General features: G+C 64.2%; 14 protein-coding genes. 8 read left to right on the plus strand and 6 right to left on the minus strand.

Annotated features, from left to right (window positions below):
* Window positions 1-15: 15 nt before the first annotated feature.
* The 4 genes from sdhA to HDG34_RS02890 all read right to left on the minus strand — a co-directional run bounded on the left by sdhA (window position 16) and on the right by HDG34_RS02890 (window position 3,542).
* Window positions 16-1,791: a succinate dehydrogenase flavoprotein subunit gene (sdhA, locus tag HDG34_RS02875; protein WP_184057561.1), complete on the minus strand. Its 1,776-nt coding sequence runs from the start codon at window positions 1,789-1,791 to the stop codon at window positions 16-18.
* A gap of 4 nt (window positions 1,792-1,795) precedes the next feature.
* Window positions 1,796-2,164, minus strand: a complete 369-nt coding sequence (gene sdhD, locus HDG34_RS02880; RefSeq protein ID WP_184038008.1) for a succinate dehydrogenase, hydrophobic membrane anchor protein — start codon at window positions 2,162-2,164, stop codon at window positions 1,796-1,798.
* Window positions 2,165-2,167: 3 nt separating this feature from the next.
* On the minus strand, window positions 2,168-2,584 hold the full coding sequence (sdhC, locus tag HDG34_RS02885; protein WP_090808277.1) for a succinate dehydrogenase, cytochrome b556 subunit: 417 nt from the start codon (window positions 2,582-2,584) through the stop codon (window positions 2,168-2,170).
* A 157-nt stretch (window positions 2,585-2,741) separates the two neighbouring features.
* A complete protein-coding gene (locus HDG34_RS02890) occupies window positions 2,742-3,542 on the minus strand; it encodes a GntR family transcriptional regulator (protein ID WP_184057563.1) in 801 nt (266 codons plus the stop codon).
* A gap of 539 nt (window positions 3,543-4,081) precedes the next feature.
* Between HDG34_RS02890 and HDG34_RS02895 the strand changes: the two genes are divergently transcribed.
* The 6 genes from HDG34_RS02895 (at window position 4,082) to acnA (ending at window position 12,362) form a co-directional block, all read left to right on the plus strand.
* A complete protein-coding gene (locus tag HDG34_RS02895) occupies window positions 4,082-5,065 on the plus strand; it encodes a malate dehydrogenase (RefSeq protein ID WP_090808272.1) in 984 nt (327 codons plus the stop codon).
* A 191-nt stretch (window positions 5,066-5,256) separates the two neighbouring features.
* Window positions 5,257-6,273: a CoA ester lyase gene (locus HDG34_RS02900; RefSeq protein WP_184057565.1), complete on the plus strand. Its 1,017-nt coding sequence runs from the start codon at window positions 5,257-5,259 to the stop codon at window positions 6,271-6,273.
* A 54-nt stretch (window positions 6,274-6,327) separates the two neighbouring features.
* A complete protein-coding gene (gene prpC / locus HDG34_RS02905) occupies window positions 6,328-7,515 on the plus strand; it encodes a 2-methylcitrate synthase (RefSeq protein ID WP_184057567.1) in 1,188 nt (395 codons plus the stop codon).
* Window positions 7,516-7,616: 101 nt separating this feature from the next.
* On the plus strand, window positions 7,617-8,129 hold the full coding sequence (locus HDG34_RS02910) for a hypothetical protein (RefSeq protein WP_184057569.1): 513 nt from the start codon (window positions 7,617-7,619) through the stop codon (window positions 8,127-8,129).
* A 24-nt stretch (window positions 8,130-8,153) separates the two neighbouring features.
* Complete coding sequence (locus HDG34_RS02915; RefSeq protein ID WP_184057571.1) at window positions 8,154-9,605, plus strand: bifunctional 2-methylcitrate dehydratase/aconitate hydratase; 1,452 nt, start codon at window positions 8,154-8,156, stop codon at window positions 9,603-9,605.
* Between the two features lie 42 nt (window positions 9,606-9,647).
* Window positions 9,648-12,362, plus strand: coding sequence for an aconitate hydratase AcnA (gene acnA, locus HDG34_RS02920; RefSeq protein ID WP_184057573.1), 2,715 nt, complete (start codon window positions 9,648-9,650; stop codon window positions 12,360-12,362).
* A 149-nt stretch (window positions 12,363-12,511) separates the two neighbouring features.
* Here acnA and HDG34_RS02925 read toward each other — a convergent pair whose 3' ends face one another.
* Window positions 12,512-16,282, minus strand: coding sequence for a DUF748 domain-containing protein (locus HDG34_RS02925; RefSeq protein ID WP_184057576.1), 3,771 nt, complete (start codon window positions 16,280-16,282; stop codon window positions 12,512-12,514).
* Between the two features lie 213 nt (window positions 16,283-16,495).
* Window positions 16,496-17,914: a DUF1254 domain-containing protein gene (locus HDG34_RS02930; RefSeq protein ID WP_184057578.1), complete on the minus strand. Its 1,419-nt coding sequence runs from the start codon at window positions 17,912-17,914 to the stop codon at window positions 16,496-16,498.
* Between the two features lie 323 nt (window positions 17,915-18,237).
* Here HDG34_RS02930 and HDG34_RS02935 point away from each other — a divergent pair, with 323 nt between their 5' ends.
* Window positions 18,238-18,885: an FMN-binding negative transcriptional regulator gene (locus tag HDG34_RS02935; RefSeq protein ID WP_090808258.1), complete on the plus strand. Its 648-nt coding sequence runs from the start codon at window positions 18,238-18,240 to the stop codon at window positions 18,883-18,885.
* 95 nt (window positions 18,886-18,980) lie between these two features.
* Entirely contained in the window at window positions 18,981-21,617 is a 2,637-nt protein-coding gene (locus HDG34_RS02940) for a heavy metal translocating P-type ATPase (RefSeq protein WP_184057580.1), read from the plus strand.
* Window positions 21,618-21,746: the final 129 nt, after the last annotated feature.

Genomic DNA, 21,746 nt, shown 5'->3' on the forward strand with positions numbered 1-21,746 from the left:
CCTTTGACTTGTGCCTTAGAAGGTACGCGCTTTCGGCGGAACCGATTCGACGGTCAGCGGCTTCATGTGAACCGGCTTGTAGTCGAGGCGATCGCCTTCGCTGAACCACAACGTATGGCGCAGCCAGTTTTCGTCGTCGCGATGTTCGAAGTCGTTCTGCGCGTGCGCGCCACGGCTTTCCTTGCGCGCTTCGGCGGAGACCATCGTGGCGCGTGCCACTTCGATCAGGTTCGCCACTTCGAGCGCTTCGATGCGAGCCGTGTTGAACACCTTCGACTTGTCCTTCAGATGGATGTTGTCGACGCGTGCCGCCACTTCACGGATGGCCTCGACGCCTTCGGACAGCAGAGCCGAGGTACGGAACACACCAGCGTGCTTCTGCATCGTGCCGCGGATGTCGTTCGCGACCGACTGTGCGTACTCGCCCGACGACGAGTTGTCCAGCTTCGCCAGACGCGACAGCGCGAAGTCGGCTGCATCGGCCGGCAGCGGCTTGTGTTCCTTCAGTTCCTTCACGTGCTTGACGATGTGGTTGCCGGCAGCGCGGCCGAACACCACGAGGTCGAGCAGCGAGTTCGTGCCGAGACGGTTCGCGCCGTGCACCGACACGCACGAGCATTCGCCCACTGCGTAGAAACCGTTGACGACTTCTTCGGGGCCGCGCGGCGTCCCGACCACCTGACCGTTGATGTTCGTCGGGATACCGCCCATCTGGTAGTGGATGGTCGGCACGACCGGAATCGGCTCTTTAATGCAGTCGACGTTCGCGAACTTCAGCGCGATTTCGCGGATCGACGGCAGACGCTTCATGATCGTCTCGGCGCCGATGTGCGACAGGTCGAGCAGCACGTGATCCTTGTTCGGACCCACGCCGCGGCCTTCCTTGATTTCCTGGTCCATCGAACGCGAGACGAAGTCGCGCGGCGCCAGGTCCTTCAGCGTCGGCGCGTAGCGTTCCATGAAACGCTCGCCGTTCGAGTTACGCAGAATACCGCCTTCGCCGCGCACGCCTTCGGTGATCAGCACGCCCGCGCCGGCCACGCCGGTCGGGTGGAATTGCCAGAATTCCATGTCCTGCAGCGCGATGCCCGAACGGGCCGCCATGCCGAGGCCGTCACCGGTGTTGATGAACGCGTTGGTCGATGCCGCGAAGATCCGGCCCGCGCCGCCCGTGGCGAACAGCGTGGTCTTGCCTTCGAGGATGTAGACGTCGCCGGTTTCCATTTCCAGTGCGGTCACGCCGAGCACGTCGCCGTCGGCGTCGCGGATCAGGTCCAGCGCCATCCATTCGACGAAGAATTGCGTCTTGGCAGCAACGTTCTGCTGGTACAGCGTGTGCAGCAGCGCGTGACCGGTACGGTCAGCCGCCGCGCAGGCGCGTTGCACCGGCTTTTCGCCGTAATTCGCGGTGTGGCCGCCGAACGGGCGCTGATAGATCGTGCCGTCCGCGTTACGGTCGAACGGCATGCCGAAGTGTTCGAGTTCGTAGACGGCGTTCGGTGCTTCACGGCACATGAACTCGATCGCGTCCTGGTCGCCGAGCCAGTCGGAGCCCTTGATCGTGTCGTAGAAGTGGTAGTGCCAGTTGTCTTCGCTCATGTTGCCGAGCGAAGCGCCGATGCCGCCCTGGGCCGCGACCGTGTGCGAACGCGTCGGGAACACCTTGGACAGCACGCAGACCGACAGACCGGCACGCGCGAGTTGCAGCGACGCGCGCATCCCCGAGCCGCCCGCGCCGACGATGACGACGTCGAAGCGGCGACGCGGCAGAGAATTCTTGATTGCAACCATGCTTTTATACTCTCCAGAGAATCTGCGCAGCGTAGCCCGCACATGCGAGCAGCCAGAGGATCGTCAGCACCTGGAGGACGAGACGCGTGCCAACGGGCTTCACGTAATCCATCCAGATGTCACGGATACCAACCCACGCGTGGTAGAACAGCGAGAGAAGCGTGACGAACGTGGCGAGCTTCATCCACTGCGTCGCGAAGATCGACGCCCAGCCGTCGTACGAAAAGTCGCGCGCGAGGAAGAACCACGCGAGCAGAATCACCGTGTACACCGCCATCACGCAGGCGGTGACGCGTTGCGCGAGCCAGTCGCGCAGACCGTAATGCGCGCCGACGACGAGACGCTTCGAACCGATTCGGTTATTGGCTGACATTTTTTAGAATGCTCCGAACAGTTTTGCCGCGAATGCGATGGTAAGCAGCGACGACACGACGATCACCACGATGGAGGTCGATTTGCCCTTCTCTTTCGACACGGCATCATGATTCGTATCCATCACGAGGTGACGGATGCCGGCGCAGAAGTGGAACAGGAAGGCCCACGCGAGAACCAGCGTGATCAGCTTGACGATGATGTTGGAGAGGAAGCCTTTGAATACTTCGAAGCTCAGTTCGGAAGTCAGGCTCTGATCGAAGAGGAACAGCAGGAACGGAAGGAAGAGAAACAACAAGGCACCGCTCACGCGATGCAGAATCGACACGCGCCCCGCCAGCGGGAGACGGTATGCCGTCAGTATTTGCCCAATACCGATGTTCCGGAATTCCGGCCTCGGTTTTTTTACGGCTTCTGCCATGCTAGACCCCTACTATGTAGTCACACTAATCCGCAATTTTAGCGCCTTTTTATATCGCGCTGCAGCGAAAACCACGCTGGGTCCTTTGCGGCGCGCGCATTAAAAGCGCCTTCCGATTGGCACGCGTGTGGGACGCCGCGCCTCGTTTCAGCCCGATTCAGCTCAGATCGTTCTGATAGTAATACCCGGTTGTGACATACCAACCTCGCCGGACTTCGACCGGCCGGTCCCCATAGGTAAAGGACACGCGCTCGACCGACAGCAACGGAAAACCCGCCGGCACATGCAGCAGGTCCGCCACGGAAGGCTCCGCCGCGACCGCGCGGATTTTTTCCGTCGCGCGAATCATGCGGGTCCCGAATTCCGTCTCGAACATCGCGTAGAGGGGACCCTTGTACTCCGACAGCCGCTCGAGCGTGAGCCCGCGGAACACGACGCCGGGCAGCCAGATTTCGTCGAGCACGGTGACTTCGCCGTCGAACTGCAGCAAGCGCTTGATCAGCACGACCGGATCGGCCGGCTTCAGATCGAGCTGCCGCGCGATTTCCGCCGATGCGCGCAGCCGCCGGCATTCGAGCAGACGGCTCACGTGCGGATGCTCGGCGCCGTCGTCGGCAAGCAATCTCAGGAAACGGAACTGCGCGCGCTCTTCGTTGTGCGTTGCAACGAATGTGCCCTTGCCCTGGCGGCGCACCAGCAGGTTGTCGGCGGCGAGTTCGTCGATCGCCTTGCGCACCGTACCCTGACTCACCTTGAAACGCGCGGCCAGTTCGACTTCACTAGGAATGATCTCGCCCGGCTTCCATTCGCCGCTTTCGAGGCTCTGCGTAATCAAGCCCTTGATCTGCTGATATAAGGGGCTGAAGGTAGGCGACGCGGCAGCGGAAACAGTGGATACGCCTTCGCCGGCGGCCCCTTGGCCATTCGGGTTCACAGGATTCGCCGGGTTCGAATTCATGCGCGCATTTCATCATAAAGGGCTGGGACACGTCTAGGGTTTTCCCCGCGATAGATGTGTCTTATATAAGACATAAGATACTGTTGACTTTGTCTGTTTCGACTCCTACACTCCTTGTCGAGCAAGGGTTTGCGGGATTTTGCGGCGGCTGTTTGATGCACCGCCGCGACGCTCCGGCAGCCACTCTGCACCATGCCGTCCCCTACGCAGTCCAGGTTTCGATTCGCCGCCATCCGTTGCATTCGCGCGCTGTCTCCGTGTTGCACCCGCTGGCCCGACGCTTGCCGAAACGCGCTGTTTGCAGGAGCCCGCACCGTGCAGTTGCGGCCCCGGCCCGGCGTAAGCCCTGGGCCATCCCGTCCCGCTCCGCAGTACAGCTTTCCGGCACGGCGGTCTTGCCGTAACGCGCCGCCCGGTCTCGCCAATTCCGAGCCCGCACGCGAACAGTGAATTCCGCCGTGTTTCATCACGCTTCGCTGAACGCGCATATAGAATGGCGTTTTCCCTAGCGTCTAACGCATCGTCCTGGAGATTTCTCAATGGCTAAGCCCGCAAAGCGCGTTGCCGTCACCGGCGCCGCAGGTCAAATCGCTTACTCCCTGCTATTCCGCATCGCCAATGGCGACCTGCTCGGCAAGGACCAGCCGGTGATCCTGCAACTGCTCGATCTGCCGCAAGCGCAAGCCGCCGTCAAAGGCGTCGTGATGGAACTGGATGATTGCGCATTCCCGCTGCTGTCGGGCGTCGTGATCACGGACGACCCGAAGGTCGCGTTCAAGGACGCCGACATTGCACTGCTGGTCGGCGCGCGTCCGCGTTCGAAGGGTATGGAGCGCAAGGATCTGCTGTCGGCCAACGCCGAAATCTTCACGGTTCAGGGCAAGGCGCTGAACGACGTCGCCAGCCGCGACGTGAAGGTTCTGGTGGTCGGCAACCCGGCCAACACGAACGCATACATCGCCATGAAGTCGGCGCCGGATCTGCCGAAGAAGAACTTCACCGCGATGCTCCGTCTGGACCACAACCGCGCGCTGTCGCAACTGGCCGCCAAGTCGGGCAAGCCGGTCGCGTCGATCGAAAAGCTCGCAGTGTGGGGCAACCACTCGCCGACCATGTACCCCGACTTCCGCGTTGCAACGGCTGAAGGTCAGGACCTGACCAAGCTGATCAACGACGAAGAATGGAACCGCAACACGTTCATCCCGACCGTCGGCAAGCGCGGCGCGGCGATCATTGAAGCGCGCGGCCTGTCGTCGGCGGCATCGGCGGCTAACGCTGCGATCGACCACGTGCGTGACTGGGTGCTCGGCACGAACGGCAAGTGGGTCACGATGGGCATCCCGTCGGACGGCTCGTACGGCATCCCTGAAGACATCATCTACGGCGTGCCCGTGACCTGCGAAAACGGCGAGTACAAGCGCGTCGAAGGTCTGGCAATCGACGCGTTCTCGCGCGAAAAGATGGACGGCACGCTGCAGGAGCTGCTGGAAGAGCGCGACGGCGTTCAGCACCTGCTCGGCTAAGCATCTGATGCCGATGAACCGGAACTCCGAAGCGTCAGCGCGGCGGGTTTCGGTTTTTTTCGTGTGAATGGCCGTGCGATCATCGCCATTCGCCTCTGATTCGAACGTGCTTTGCCGTTGCCCGACGGCACTCGCGCAGAGCACGCCCGAATCCGACATCCTTAATTTTCACCACGCCCCACACGCCGAAGATGCGCGTTCTCACACCCGCCGAAGTGCTGTTTGAGGGCGAAGCGCCGCCCGCTGTGCTGCCTGCCTGCGATCACTACGCGGGCAGCGAAAAGCTGATGCTGAAGTCGCTCGCGTTACAGCAGCAACTCGGCCCGGTGTTCGATATCACGCTCGATTGCGAAGACGGCGCGCAGGTCGGCCGCGAGGCCGAGCACGCGGAACTGGTCGCATCGCTACTGGGCACCGAGCATGACCGCTTCGGCCGCGTCGGCGTGCGCATCCACGACTTCGCTCACGCGCACTGGCGCGACGACGTACGCCTCATTCTGCGCGCCGCAAAGCGAGCACCCGCTTACATCACGCTGCCGAAAATCCGCAACGTTCACGATGCCGCCGAAATGATCGCGTTCATCGAGGCGACGCGGCGCGAGCTCGGCCTCGCGCAGCCGGTGCCGGTGCAGTTGCTGGTCGAAACCCACGGCGCGCTTACGCGTGTGTTCGAACTCGCCGCGCTGCCGGGCGTCGAGGCGCTGAGCTTCGGCCTGATGGACTTCGTCTCCGCGCACGACGGCGCGATCCCCGATACCGCGATGCGCTCGCCGGGCCAATTCGATCATCCGCTCGTGCGGCGCGCGAAGCTCGAGATTTCGGCGGCCTGCCATGCGTTCGGCAAGGTGCCGTCGCACAATGTCAGCACCGAAGTGCGCGACATGAGCGTGGTCGCGAACGACGCACAGCGCGCCCGCAACGAGTTCGGCTACACGCGCATGTGGAGCATCCACCCCGCGCAGATCGAGGCGATCGTCGCCGCGTTCGCGCCGCGCAACGAAGAAATCGCGACGGCCGCCGAAATCCTGCTGGCCGCGCAGTCCGCGCATTGGGGCCCGACGCGTCATGGCGATACGCTGCACGACCGTGCGAGCTACCGCTATTACTGGTCGGTGCTGCGCCGCGCGCAAACCACCGGCCGCGCTGTTCCACAAGAAGCGGCGCCGCTTTTCGCGCAAGTGGGCGCCAACGGACAGTCGGTGACATAAGCGACGCGTTTTTCAAACGGCAGCGATGAGCCGGCACACAGGAGATGGCGGAACATGAGCGAGACGACGCAAGCCGCTGGCGCAACAGGCGGCAACGAAACGCAAAGCGGCTTCAAACCGAAAAAATCCGTCGCGCTGTCGGGCGTGACCGCGGGTAATACCGCGCTGTGCACGGTCGGCAAGACCGGCAACGATCTGCACTATCGCGGCTATGACATTCTCGACATCGCCGAGGCCTGCGAATTCGAGGAGATCGCGTATCTGCTGGTCCACGGCAAGCTGCCGACCCAGGCCGAACTGACCGCGTACAAGACCAGGCTGAAGTCGATGCGCGGCCTGCCGGCCAACGTAAAAGCCGCGCTCGAATGGATTCCGGCCGCCGCGCATCCGATGGACGTGATGCGCACCGGCGTGTCGGTGCTCGGCACCGTGCTGCCCGAGAAAGACGATCACAACCTGCCCGGCGCGCGCGATATCGCCGACAAGCTGATGGCCTCGCTCGGCTCGATGCTGCTGTACTGGTATCACTACTCGCACAACGGCAAGCGCATCGAGGTCGAAACCGACGACGATTCGATCGGCGGTCATCTCCTGCATCTGCTGCATGGCGTCGAGCCGTCGAAGGCGTGGGTCGATGCGATGCACGTGTCGCTGAACCTGTACGCGGAGCACGAGTTCAACGCGTCGACGTTCACCGGCCGCGTGATCGCGGGCACGGGCTCGGACATGTACTCGGCGGTCACCGGCGCGATCGGCGCGCTGCGCGGCCCGAAACACGGCGGCGCCAATGAAGCCGCGTTCGAAATCCAGTCGCGCTACCAGACGCCTGACGAAGCCGAAGCCGACATCCGCCGCCGCGTCGAGAACAAGGAAGTCGTGATCGGCTTTGGCCATCCGGTCTACACGATCTCGGACCCGCGCAGCAAGATCATCAAGGAAGTCGCGAAGAAGCTGTCGAAGGAAGCGGGCAACACGAAGCTGTTCTCGATCGCCGAACGGCTCGAATCGGTGATGTGGGACGCGAAGAAGATGTTCCCGAACCTCGACTGGTTCAGCGCGGTGTCGTACCACATGATGGGCGTGCCGACCGCGATGTTCACGCCGCTGTTCGTGATCTCGCGTACGGCAGGATGGAGCGCGCACATCATCGAGCAGCGCGTCGACAACAAGATCATCCGGCCAAGCGCGAATTACACCGGACCCGAGAATTTAAAGTACGTGCCGCTAAATAGGAGAAAATAGCGATCGCTGCGCGCTCCACAGCGCGTGCAGTTCAACCCGCGCGGCCGCCGGACCGGTCGTCCGCGCACTGTTTAACTGATTTTGATAGAAAGGTTTTCTCCATGAAAAAGCTGATGATCGCCGCCATGATTGGCGCCCTGTCCACGACGATGCTGACCGTCGCGACTGACGCCACCGCTGCGGACACGGCCACCACCACGAAGAAGCCGGCCACCAAGGCCGTCGCGAAGCGCCCGGAGCCGCGCCGCCTGATCAAGCGCAAGCCGAGTCCGGCGAAGGAAGCGAAGGTCGATCCGATCCCGGAAGGCGCTGAAAAGTGGGCGTGCAAGGACGGCCTTGCTTTCGAAATGAAAGGCGACATGAAGCGTGACCAGATTGTCACGGTTCACTGGGCGAACAAGAACTACAACCTGCCGCGCGAAGCGACCACGACGGGCGCCGACCGCTTCCACGATGCAGCATCCGGTATGGACCTCGTCGTGATCCCGACGAAGGCCATGCTGTTCCAGGACAAGGACAGCTCGCGTCTCGCCGACGAGTGCAAGACGGTCGCCATGGAACAGGGCGCGCCGGCTGCAACGCAATCGAACGCGATCAACAAGACCGGCAACTGATTTTCGCCGCCAGGGAAGCCCCCGATGTCCGCCCCGATCTCCAACGTACGACCCGCCCCGGACGCCGTCCTGGCCGAGATCGTCGACTACGTGCTGGATTACCGGATCGACAGCGCGCTCGCGCTGGAAACCGCGCGTCATTGCCTGATCGACACGCTCGGTTGCGGACTCGAGGCGCTTACCTACCCAGCCTGCACCAAGCTGATGGGACCGATCGTGGCAGGCACGATCGTCCCCAACGGCGCGAAGGTGCCGGGCACGTCGTTCCAGCTGGACCCGGTTCAGGCCGCCTTCAACATCGGCGCGATGATCCGCTGGCTCGATTTCAACGACACCTGGCTCGCCGCCGAATGGGGCCATCCGTCCGATAACCTCGGTGGCATTCTCGCGACGGCCGACTGGCTCTCGCGCACCGCCATCGCAGCCGGCAAAGCGCCGCTGACGATGAAAGACGTCCTGATCGCCATGATCAAGGCGCACGAAATTCAAGGCTGCATCGCGCTCGAGAACTCGTTCAACAAGGTCGGGCTCGATCATGTGCTGCTCGTCAAGCTCGCGTCGACCGCGGTGGTCGGCCAGCTGATCGGCCTTACGCGCGACGAGCTGATCAACGCGGTATCGCAGGCGCTCGTCGATGGGCAGGCGCTGCGCACCTACCGTCATGCGCCGAACACCGGTTCGCGCAAATCGTGGGCCGCCGGCGACGCGACCTCGCGCGCCGTGCGCCTCGCGCTGATCTCGAAGACCGGCGAGATGGGCTATCCGTCGGTGCTCAGCGCGAAAACGTGGGGCTTCTACGACGTGCTGTTCAACGGCAACGCGTTCCAGTTCCAGCGTCCGTACGGCTCGTACGTGATGGAAAACGTGCTGTTCAAAATCTCGTTTCCGGCCGAGTTCCACGCGCAAACCGCCGTGGAAGCCGCGCTCGCGCTGCATGTGCAGCTCGCCGCGCAGGGCCGGCGCGTCGAAGACATTCGCCGCATCACGATCCGCACCCACGAAGCGGCGATTCGCATCATCGATAAAAAGGGTCCGCTGAACAATCCGGCTGACCGTGATCATTGCATCCAGTACATGATCGCGGTGCCGTTGATTTTCGGCCGTCTGACGGCTGCCGATTACGAAGATTCAGTCGCGCAGGACTCGCGTATCGATGCATTGCGCGCGAAGATGGAATGCGTCGAAGACCCACAGTTCACGAAGGACTATCACGACCCGGAGAAGCGGTCGATCGCCAACGCACTGACGATCGAATTCAACGACGGGTCGAAGTTCGGTGAAGTCGTAGTCGAATACCCGATCGGTCATCAGCGCCGTCGTGAAGACGGTATTCCGTTGCTGGTCGAGAAGTTCAAGACCAACCTCGCGCGGCGCTTTCCGGTCAAGCAACAACTGGCGATTCTCGACGTATCGCTCGACCAGGCCAAGCTCGAAGCGACGCCGGTCAATGAATACGTCGATCTGTACGTCATCTAGGTTGAGTACTGTAGTTCCGCGATCCAAACCAAGGAAAACACCATGGCCCACAACCTCCACAAAACGCTCAAGGAATTCGACAGCGGTTCCGGCAAAGGCAAGTTCTACTCCCTGCCGCAACTCGGCAAGGCTCTGAACCTCAAGATCGACCGCCTGCCGGTCTCGATCCGTATCGTGCTGGAATCGGTGCTGCGCAACTACGACGGCAAGAAAGTCGCCGAAGAACATGTCACGCAACTCGCGAACTGGAAGCCGACCGCGGCGCGCGTCGACGAAATTCCGTTCGTCGTGTCGCGCGTCGTGCTGCAGGACTTCACCGGCGTGCCGCTGCTCGCCGACATCGCCGCGATGCGCGGCGTCGCGAAGGCCATCGGCAAGAACCCGAAGTCGATCGAGCCGCTGGTGCCGGTCGATCTGGTCGTCGACCACTCGGTGCAGATCGACCACTTCCGCGAGAAGAACGCGCTCGACCTGAACATGAAGCTGGAATTCCAGCGCAACAACGAGCGCTATCAGTTCATGAAGTGGGGCATGCAGGCGTTCGACACGTTCAAGGTCGTGCCGCCGGGCGTCGGCATCGTTCACCAGGTGAACCTCGAGTACCTCGCGCGGGGCGTGCACAAGAAGGCCGACGGCGCGGACACCGTGTACTACCCGGATTCACTGGTCGGCACGGACAGCCACACGACGATGATCAACGGCATCGGCGTGGTCGGCTGGGGCGTGGGCGGTATCGAAGCCGAAGCAGGCATGCTCGGCCAGCCGGTGTACTTCCTGACGCCGGACGTCGTCGGTGTGCACCTGAAGGGCAAGCTGATCGAAGGCGTGACTGCGACCGACCTCGTGCTGACGATCACCGAACTGCTGCGTAAGGAGAAGGTCGTCGGCAAGTTCGTCGAGTTCTTCGGCGAAGGCACGCGCTCGCTGTCGGTGCCGGACCGTGCGACGATCGGCAACATGGCGCCGGAATACGGCGCAACGATGGGCTTCTTCCCGGTCGACGAGAAGACCATCGACTTCTTCCACGGCACGGGCCGCACGGACGCGGAGATCTCCGCGTTCGAAAACTACTTCAAGGCGCAGGAGCTGTTCGGCATTCCGGGCGAAGGCGATATCGATTACACGAAGGTCGTCACGCTGGATCTCGCGACGGTCGCGCCGTCGCTGGCAGGCCCGAAGCGTCCCCAGGACCGCATCGAGATCGGCCACGTGAAGTCGACCTTCACCGACCTGTTCTCGAAGCCGGTCGCCGAAAACGGCTTTGCGAAGAAGGCCGCCGATCTCGACGCGCAATACACGACGAGCAACGGCGTCGACGTCAAGAACGGCGACGTGCTGATCGCCGCGATCACGTCGTGCACGAACACGTCGAACCCGAGCGTACTGCTGGCCGCCGGTCTGCTTGCGAAGAAGGCTGTCGAAGCTGGCCTGACGGTCGCTCCGCACATCAAGACGTCGCTGGCTCCGGGATCGCGTATCGTCACCGAGTACCTGACGAAGACCGACCTGCTGAAGTACCTCGACAAGCTCGGCTTCACGCTGGCCGCTTACGGCTGCACGACCTGTATCGGTAACGCGGGCGACCTGACGCCGGAACTGAACGACGCGATCACGAAGCACGACATCGTCGCGGCAGCGGTGCTGTCGGGCAACCGTAACTTCGAAGCGCGTATCCACCCGAACATCCGCGCGAACTTCCTCGCGTCGCCGCCGCTCGTCGTGGCATACGCGATCGCCGGCAACATCACGCGCGACCTGATGACCGAGCCGGTCGGCAAGGGCAAGGGCGGCAAGGACGTCTACCTCGGCGACATCTGGCCGACCAGCGAAGAAGTCAACGCGCTGCTGAAGTACGCGATGGATGCCGACGCGTTCCGCAAGAACTACTCGCAGCTCACGAAGAAGGGCGATCTGTGGAGCAAGATCGAGGGCGAAGAAGGTCAGGTCTACGACTGGCCGAAGTCGACCTACATCGCCGAGCCGCCGTTCTTCGGCAAGGACTTCTCGATGACGCCGGCTTCCAGCATCGCGCCGGTCAAGGGCGCACGCGCGTTGGGCATCTTCGGTGACTCGGTCACGACCGACCACATCAGCCCGGCAGGCTCGATCAAGGAAGACTCGCCGGCAGGCCGCTGGTTGAAGGAAAACGGCGTGCAAAAGGCCGACTTCAACAGCTACGGCTCGCGGCGCGGTAACCACGACGTGATGATGCGCGGCACGTTCGCGAACGTCCGTATCAAGAACCTGATGATCCCGGCGAAGGCGGATGGCTCGCGCATCGAAGGCGGCCTGACGATTCACCAGCCGAGCGGCGAACAGCTGTCCATCTATGACGCAGCGATGAAGTACATCGCCGCCGATACGCCGACCGTCGTGTTCGCGGGCGAAGAGTACGGCACGGGCTCGTCGCGCGACTGGGCGGCCAAGGGCACGCAACTGCTGGGCGTGAAGGCTGTGGTCGCACGCAGCTTCGAGCGGATCCATCGTTCGAACCTGGTCGGCATGGGCGTTCTGCCGCTGCAGTTCAAGGGCTCGGATAGCGTGCAGTCGCTCGGCATCACCGGCGAAGAAACCTACGACATCGAAGACCTCGGCGACGACTTCAAGCCGCAACAGGAAGTCACGCTCGTGATCCACGGCAAGGACGGCGACAAGCGCGTTCCGGTGCTGCTGCGTATCGACACGCCGATCGAAGTCGACTACTACAAGCACGGCGGGATTCTGCCGTTCGTGCTGCGCTCGCTGCTGGCTGCTTAAGCCGCGCGGCAACGCATACAGCCTCGCTGTTTTGCAGGGGCTGCGTCCTGTGGAGGGCGCAGCCGACTTTGAAGCCCGACCTCAGGTCGGGCTTTTTTTTATCGGCTCGCCGAACGCCACGGCTCGCGCGCCGCGCCGCGACTCCTCCATCACTTCAAGCCGAAATCGACCCGCGTCGTCGCACCCTTGTCCTTGATGTCGTCGGCATTCATCTTCGGCGCGACGATAAACACGCGGCTGCTGTCGATCTTGCCTTGCAGGTACTGCTGCACACTCTGCGCGCGCCGCTGCGCGAGTTGCCGCAAGCTCGCGTCGTCGATCGGCGCGTTGGCCGCGAGCGCGCTCTTCATGTCGTCGTCGGGCAGCGTCTTCGTCATGCCGATGAAGTTGTGCGGCTTCTTGAAGTCGGAGGACTTGTAGGCCTTGGTCAGATATTTGTCGTACTCTTTCTGATCGACCGTGACCGTCGACGGATCGACGCTCTCACCATTACCCACCGTGTCCTTGATCTTCTGCCGCTTGACCATCTGATCGACGTACTGCGTGCGCAGCGCCGGCTCGTCGACCTTCGGATCGACGCGTCCGATCAGGTCCATGCGGATCGACGGCTTGTCGGTGAGTGCCTTCACGATCGTGTCGAGTTTCTGCTTGTCGGCATCGGTGAGCGTCGCCGAGCCGGCCTCGAATTCGACGTAACCGAGGTCCTCACCATTGCCGCCGAACGCGTGCGCGATCAGCGAGAACGGCGCGGTCACCGCCTTTTCGAGCAGATTGAGCACCGCATGCCAGATCAGCCCGCCGATGCTGAACTCGGGGTTCGACAATGAGCCCGACACTGGCAGGTTCACGTCGATCTCGCCGCGCGAGTTCTTCAGCAGCGAGATCGCGAAACGCACCGGCAGTTTGGTCGCGGTGTCGTTGTCGATGTGATCGCCGAACGTCAGTTGATCGATGAACAGGTGGTTGTTCGCGTTCAGTTGGTCGTTCTCGAGCTTGTAATGCAAATCGACGTTGAGCTTGCCCTTCGTGATCGGATAGCCCGCGTATTTCGCCGAATACGGCGTCAGGTTGGTCAGCTCGATGTCGTGCGCGCTCGCGGTCAGATCGAGCGCCGGTTTCGCGATCAGCGGATTGATGGTGCCGCGGATCGTCAGCGGACCGTTGGCCGCGAGCTTCGCTGCCACGTCGACCGGCGCGGGCGTCGTCGATTCCGTACCGAACGCGCCGATCGTGCCCTGAATGGCGACAAGGTTCGCCGTGTAGTTCGGCTTGACGAAGTTGTCGGTATAGGTCACGCGGCCCTGCTGCAACACCAGTTGCCCGACGTGCATCTTGACCGGGTTTGCTGGCGGCGTCGCGGCCGTGGCGCTGGCGACGGCCGTGGCGGCAGGCTTGCCGGGCGTTGCAGCAGATGCCGCGACCGGCGCCGACGCCGCGACTGCCTCAGACACCGCCTCGGGCGTCAGCGGAATCGGGTGCGAGCCGCTCTTGTCGCGCGTCAGCGACTGCGTCGTACCGCCCTCGTGCGCGACCACATCTTTCAGATTCAGCTTGCCTTGCGCGTCGAGCAGTACACGGCCATAGAACTTCGAGAACGTCACGCGGCCCGCGTCGACGACGGTGCCGTGCTCGTCGTAATCGGCCTTCAGGTTCGACAGCGCGAGCGAGCCCCAGCCCGCGAACGGGTCCGACGTCACCTTGTCGAGCATGCGCACGGCGACGAGCGCCATGTCGCCGCGAAAGTTCGCTTTCAGCGACTTAGCCTGGGTGACCGCGAGATCGCCGTTCGCGTTCAGCAGCGCGCTTGCGAGCGTCGCGTTCAGGCTGCTGCCGAAGTACGGCTCGAACGCGGCCGCGTCGAGCTGGTTCGCGTTGATCTTGACGGCCAGCTTTAGCGGCGTCGCGGTCACGTCGCCCTTCACAGCGAGCGTGCCCTTCTTGTTCAACGTCGCCTGCAGGTCGACCAGCAGTGGACGGCCCAAGTCGTCGCTGATCTGCCGCACCTTCAGCTGCACCGGCGTAAAGCTCAGCTTGACCGGCTGCGGCGTCGTGTTGTCGGTGAAATCGGCGGTCGCGTCTTTGAGCGTCAATTCGGCGATCTTGTAGCGCCATGCGGGACCTTCGGCCTGCGCTTGTTTCGCCGCGTGGATCGCCGTGCGCTCCGTCGCCTGTTGATGCGCCCTCGCGAGCGCGTCCAGATTGATGGTGCCGTCCTTCAGGCGCTGCGCGTCGACCGCGAGACCGGTTACGTCTACGCTCGTCACGTCGGCCGTGCGCGCCGCGACGTCGACCTGTTTGACTACCACGTTGCCCTGCGCGAGCGAGATCACCGGCGTCTTGCCGCCGCGCGCCGCGAGCTTCACCGCCTGCATGTCCAGCTGCGTGTCCGCGACCGTCAGCGCCATCGGCGACTTCGACCAGTTCGCGTCGATATTCGTCGTCGCGGACAACGCGCCGTCGAGCACCTGCGCGGACGTCGCGGTATCCAGATACGGCTGCAACGGCGGCAGCTTCAGCGACTTCAGAACGAGCTTCGCGCTCGCCGTCTTCGCCGCGAGGCCGATCGTGCCATCGGCGGCGAGCGAACCGCCAATGTTCTTCAGGTTCGTGTTCAGCGTGTAGTGCGCTGGCGCCGACGCGAGCGTCGAGAAATCGGTCAGCGTAACCGCGAGGTTTTGCAGCCCGGCTTCTACCGGATGCGACACGGCTTCGTCGTGTACGTTCACGGTGCCGTCGTTGAGTGTGAAACGTTTGATCGCGACGTCGAACGGCGGGGCCGCCTTTTCGGCGGCGGCGGTTTTGGCGTTGGCATTCGCGTCCGCGGTTTCCTTTGCGGTGGTTTTTTCCGGCGCGGGCGCGAACATATGCTCGACGCTCAATACGCCGTCCTTGTCGCGCGCGAGGCTCGCGCTCGGCGCGTCGATGCGGATATCGTCGAAGTGATAGATGCTCTTCAACGGTTCGAGCGATGCCGCCGCCACATGCACGGCGCGCGCCGCGAAAAACGGCGCCTTGCCCTGATCCTGCACGTTGACGTCGTTCAGATCGACGGTGCCGGCGACGCGCAGCGACGGCGTGTCGTTCGACATCTCGAAGTTCAGCTTCAGGTCGGTGGACAGCTTGCCCGACTGCACGATCACCGGCAGCTTCGACGGCGCGTAAGACACCAGCTTCGGCACGTCGAGCTCGTCGAAGCGCAGCGACACTTCCGACTCGCGCGACGCCGCGAACGGCTTGGTCCTGCCGTCGATCGCGAGCTGACTGTCGCCGTCGATGCGCGCGCGCAGCAGCGGCTCGACGAAGATATCGGTCTTCGACGGCAGCGTCGCGATGAACGGAATGCCGAGCTTCCATTGATCGATCACGTGGCTCGTGCCGAGCAGCCGGTCGTCGAACCTGATCTGGCCGTTTTCGACACGAATGTTGGAAACGGAGAACTGCGTCGGCTTGCTGTTCGGTTTTGCCGGCTGATTCGCGAATTTCTCGATCAGGTCGCTGAAATTGAAGTGCTGCGCATCGAGGCGAACGATATGAAAGCGCGGCGAATCGACCTGCACTTCGTCGACGATGGGCGCGCCGCGAAACAGCGAACTCCACGACGGCTTCACGATGAGCCGCGAAATATCGACGAAGTCGCCCGCGCCGCCGCGCTCGCCGATATGCACGTTGTCGGCCTCGAAACGCAGTGTGTACGGATTGAGCGCGATGCGGCCGATCGACGCCGGCCGGTCGAGCTGCTTGCTCAGTTGCTGGCTGGCGATGTGGCGAATCAGCGGCGGCGCCGCGAAAAAACCGAGCAGGCCGAACACGACGACGAAGATCAGCAGACCGACGAGAATCCGTCGCGTACGGCGCGACTGCGCGACTGCGCGCACGGTCTGTATGGAGGAGGCTAACGATGCTTTATTGAGGCTTGCCATGCTCGATGTGGAGGAATGCGGCGGCAAGCCCGCCGCGAAAAACAGAGATCCCGCAAGCGGCAGTATAAGGCGTGAATCAATGGTTAGACAGGAATGTCAGGCCCGCCTTGACGATTCGTGCTGCTGACTGAGTGGCTTTCCCGCGAACGAGATTTTCGCGAGCGTCAGATAACGAAACCGGACGGCGCGCGGTTTGCCCGCGCGCCGTTCACATCATTGCCGCACGACCGGCGGCGGCTGCCAGCTGCCGTCGGTGGCTTGCGGCTTCGGCGCATACAGGCGTAGCACCAGTTGCATGTCCGCGCGCGGTGCGGGCAGCCAGTTACCGGTCCGGCTGCGCGTCGACGACACGACCACGTCGAGCGAACCATCGCGATTGCGGCGCGCGCCATTGCGATCGCCAACCGCGAGCCGCGCCGGCGCGTTCTCGCTCAGCGCGCCATCCTTCGTATACGCGGTGATCGTCCAGAAACCGCGCACCGGCGGCAGCTGGTTCGCCGCGAAGTGGATCACATAGCGATTCGCGCCGTTCAGCGTGTTGCCGTCGCTGTCCTGCGTGACGAACGCGCGTACTTCGTCGTCCTTCGTACCGAGGCCCAACTGTGTGCTCGCCGCATACGCGCGCAACCCATAGTCGGGACCGTAGTTGCCGACGGCATCGCCGAACCAGCTCCAGCCGTTCGCGCTCAGCAGATTCGACGGCGGCGTCGCGACGCGATCGCGACCGTCGGCGAGACCGGCCGCGAGCGCATCGGATGAGTTCGGCAGCTTCACAGGATCGCCCGGCGTCACGCCGAGATCGGCGAGAAATTTGAGCGCGTGCGGATCGGCCGGTGTCGGCGGATTGTCAGGCAACGCGTCGGCGAGACGGCCGAAGAAGCCGCTCGCGTCGAGCGCGGCGACCTGCTGCGCCGGCGTGCCGCTCGGGCCCGCGACGCCGCTTGCGTAACCGCGCGGCGGCACCGCCGGCTCCGCGTCGCCGACGAACACGCTCAGCGGCTCCAGACGGATCGCGTGCTGCAGCTTGCGCACCGCGTTCAGATCGCGCGCGCCGTTCGACTGGATGCGCACGCTGATCCATGCGTTGCGCGTCGGCACGTCGACGCGCTTTGCGCCGTTCGGCAGCTCGCCCTTCCAGCCCGGTGCGACGAACGCGATCGTCTGCGCGCGCAAGCCCTTCGCGGTGCCCGTGCCCGCGGCGAACTGCGGCCCGGTCGACCACGCGACGTTGGTCCACATGTCGAGCACGCGCGCATCGACGTAACGGCCATGCGAATCAGGTAGCGCCAGGATCACCGGCTCGGCGGCAAGGTCGAGCCAGCCGGTCGAGTCGAGCGTGTCGAGGCTCGGCTGCGGCGGATTGGTCGCGCCGATCGGCGGCAGCGCCTGCGCGTGACGCAGCGTGTTGAAAGGCGCCTGACCCGGCTCGGTGCCGACCGCCGCATCGCGCGCGGCGCTCATCAGCACGAGCGGATAGCCGAATACGTAGGAGTCGGCGACTTCGTCCTTGATCCAGCCGGTGGGTTGTTGCGTCGCGGTGGGGCTCGACGCACAGCTGGCCAGCAGTGCCAGACCCGCGAGCGACGCGCAGGTTCGTCGAAGCAAAAACAGATCTCGGAGATTTTTTATCATTCGTTCAGAGTGCGGAACGTGCAGTCCTATGGGGGATGCCGGTGTGCAGCGCCTGGTGCATGCGCGGTTCTCCCGAAACACTGCGCAGCGAGTCCGCGGATTGCGATTCCGACAACATCGCGTTGTATCGTATCCTTGCTAGCCAGGCAAGCACAAAGCAGGGAATTTTGGCTGACAGCGCGCAGGCGCGTCACCGATGTGACAATCGGCGTCGCTGTCACATTATGTTCCCGCGCCATGCTTTTTGGATTCGCGCATTCGTCGATCCGCCAGCTTGGCCGTTCGCCTCCACTCGTTCGTCGTCCTGCATTCGGAATACTTCAATGTACATGCCCGCCCATTTCGAAGAGAACCGTCCAGGGGTTCTTCATCGCCTGATCGCCGAGCACCCGTTCGGCGCGCTGATTACGCACGGCCCCAACGGGCTCGATGCGAATCATCTGCCGTTCGAGGCGCAGGCGGATGCGGCGGATTCGTCACGTCTGGTGCTGCGCGCGCACGTCGCGCGGGCGAACCCCGTCTGGCAGGAAGCCGCGACCCATCCCGAAGCGCTGGTGATCTTCCAGGGGCCGACCGCCTATATTTCCCCGAGCTGGTATCCGAGCAAACACGAAACGCACAAGCAGGTGCCGACCTACAACTATATGGTCGTGCATGCACATGGCAGGATCGTGGTGCATGACGATGAATCGTTCGTGCGCGGTCTCGTCGCGCGACTCACGCGCGAGATGGAAGCCGGCGAGCCGGTGCCATGGAAGATGGGCGACGCGCCCGCCGACTACATCGCGCAGATGCTCGGCGCGATCGTCGGTATGGAGATCGAGGTAACGCGGCTCGTCGGCAAATGGAAGCTCGGGCAGAACAAGGCGGCCGAAGACCGGCGCGGCGCCGCGCAAACGCTGCTCGCGCGCGACGGCGATCAACAGAAGGCGGTGGGACAGGCGATGCTCGATGCGCCGCCGGCGTTCTGACGGCGGCCGCATAATCCGGCCTTGACCTTCCCGTCATGGGAAGGTCGATACTGGATTCACGATGCGGCCCAATGCCGCCACGAGCCTAGCCTGCCATGACCGCACTTGCCAACCCGCAGCGCCCCGCCGACGCTGCCGCTTCTTCTTCGCCCACGCGCGTCGTCGAACTCGATATCGGCGGGATGACTTGCGCGTCGTGCGCGAGCCGCGTCGAAAAAGCACTGACCAGGCTGCCGGGAGTGGCGCGCGCGTCGGTGAATCTCGCGACCGAGCGCGCCCGCGTGGAAAGCGACGCGACGCTCGGGCCTCAGCAACTGGCCGATGCCGTGCGCAAGGCCGGATACGAAGCGACGCCGGTCGCGAACGCCGAGCTTGCCGCGCCAAGCGCGACGCAAACCGCGACAGCCGCCGCGACGCCGGGAACCATTGAACTGGAGATTGGCGGCATGAGCTGCGCAGCCTGCGCGTTGCGCGTCGAAAAAGCGCTCGCGAAGGTGCCTGGGGTCGCGCGCGCGTCGGTCAATCTGGCGACCGAAACCGCCACCGCTCATCCGCAAGGCACCGCATCCGCCGATACCGGCGCGCTGATCGCCGCTGTCAGGAAAGCTGGCTACGAAGCGACGCTGAGCGCGCCGCCCGCTGCTGCCGCTCCAGCCGAGACAACGGCCACTATCGCCGCGTCCGGCGACGAAAGCGACATCCTCGACACGACCCACGCCCCCGTCGTCGACCGCAAGCGGATTCAAACCCGCCGCGACCTCGCGAGCGTCGTTGCGTCCGCGCTGCTGACGCTGCCGCTCGTCGCACCGATGTTCGGCGAATGGTTCGGCCTCCACGCGATGCTGCCAGCCTGGCTGCAATTCGTGCTCGCGTCGATCGTGCAGTTCGTCTTCGGCGCGCGCTTCTATCGCGCAGCCTGGCGCGCGGTGCGCGCCGGCGCGGGCAACATGGACCTGCTGGTCGCGCTCGGCACATCGGCGGCGTACGGCATCAGCGTCTACGAACTCGCGATGCATCCGGGCGACACGATGCATCTGTACTTCGAGGCATCGGCGGTCGTGATCACGCTGGTGCGCTTCGGCAAGTGGCTCGAGGCGCGCGCCAAGCGCCAGACCACCGACGCGATCCGCGCGCTCAACGCGCTGCGCCCCGAGCGCGCGCGCATCCGCGACGGCGCCGGCGAACGCGAGGTGCCGCTCGCGCAGGTGCGGGTCGGCACCGTCGTGATCGTGCTGCCGGGCGAGCGCGTACCGGTCGACGGCGCGGTGCTCGAAGGCCGCACGCATATCGACGAAGCGCTGATCACCGGCGAAAGCCTGCCGGTGCCGAAACAGACCGGCGACGCCGTCACGGCCGGCTCGATCAACGGCGAAGGCGCGCTCGTGGTGACGACCACCGCGATCGGCGCGGAGACGACACTGGCGCGCATCATCCGGCTCGTCGAAAGCGCGCAGGCCGAGAAGGCGCCGATCCAGCGGCTCGTCGACCGCGTCAGCGAAGTCTTCGTGCCGACGATTCTCGCGCTCGCCGCGCTGACGCTGATCGGCTGGCTGCTCGCCGCCGCGGGCGCGGAAACCGCGATCCTGAACGCGGTCGCGGTGTTGGTGATCGCCTGCCCGTGCGCGCTCGGCCTCGCGACGCCCGCCGCGATCATGGCCGGCACCGGCGTCGCCGCGCGCCACGGCGTGCTGATCAAGGACGCGGAAGCGCTGGAAATCGCGCATCGCGTGTCGATCGTCGCGTTCGACAAAACCGGCACGCTGACGCTCGGCCAACCATCGGTAACGGCGTTCGAGCCGGTTGGCGGCTTGAGCCGCGACCAAGCGCTCGCGCTCGCGGCGGCGGTGCAGCGGCATAGCGATCATCCGCTCGCGCGAGCGGTGATGCGCGCGCACGAGGCTCAACTCGGGCAAATGGCCGGCGAACACGAGCGCGGGCCAAGCGCCACCGCCGCTCGCGCCGTCGCCGGCCGGGGCGTCGAAGCCCACGTCGACGGCCGCACGCTCGCCCTCGGCAGCACGCGCTGGCTGCGCGAGCTCGACATCGCGCTGCCGAGCGCGCTTGCCGCGCGCGCGCAGGAACTCGAAGCGGCGGGCAACACGGTGTCGTGGCTGATGACGCGCGCGCCTCACGCCCCCGAAGCGCTCGCGCTGATCGCGTTCGGCGACACGGTGAAGCCGACCGCGCGCGCGGCCGTCGCGCGGCTCGCGCAGATGGGCATCCGCAGCGTGCTCGTGACTGGCGACAATCGCGGCAGTGCGGCGAGCGTCGCGCGGGCGCTCGGCATCGACGAATTCCACCCCGAGGTGCTGCCCGACGACAAGGCCCGCGTGATCCGCGACCTGAAGATGCGCCACGCCGGCATCGTCGCGATGGCGGGCGACGGCATCAACGACGCGCCCGCGCTCGCCGCCGCCGACATCGGCATCGCGATGGCGAGCGGCACCGACGTCGCCATGCACGCCGCCGGCATCACGCTGATGCGCGGCGACCCGGCGCTCGTCGCCGACGCGATCGACATCTCCCGCAGAACCTGGCGCAAGATCCAGCAGAACCTGTTCTGGGCATTCGTCTACAACCTGATCGGCATTCCGCTGGCCGCGTTCGGCTTGCTGAATCCGATGCTCGCGGGCGCGGCGATGGCGTTTTCGAGCGTCAGCGTCGTCACCAATGCGTTGTTGTTGCGGACGTGGCGAAGCGCGCCCGGCCGAACCATCGATCCGGTGCGCTGAGCAACGCAGCAACACCTTCGGCATTCCGCCTCGTCCCTTTTTCGGGGCCGGTTTTTTGTGGCCCCTTTCAGCCTATTACGGGCGGCTTTCAGTCGCCCTAAAGCCGCCGTCTCCCGAGCCGTAAACCAG

The sequence above is a fragment of the Paraburkholderia sp. HC6.4b genome (genome assembly GCF_014200875.1).
GTDB lineage: Bacteria > Pseudomonadota > Gammaproteobacteria > Burkholderiales > Burkholderiaceae > Paraburkholderia > Paraburkholderia tuberum.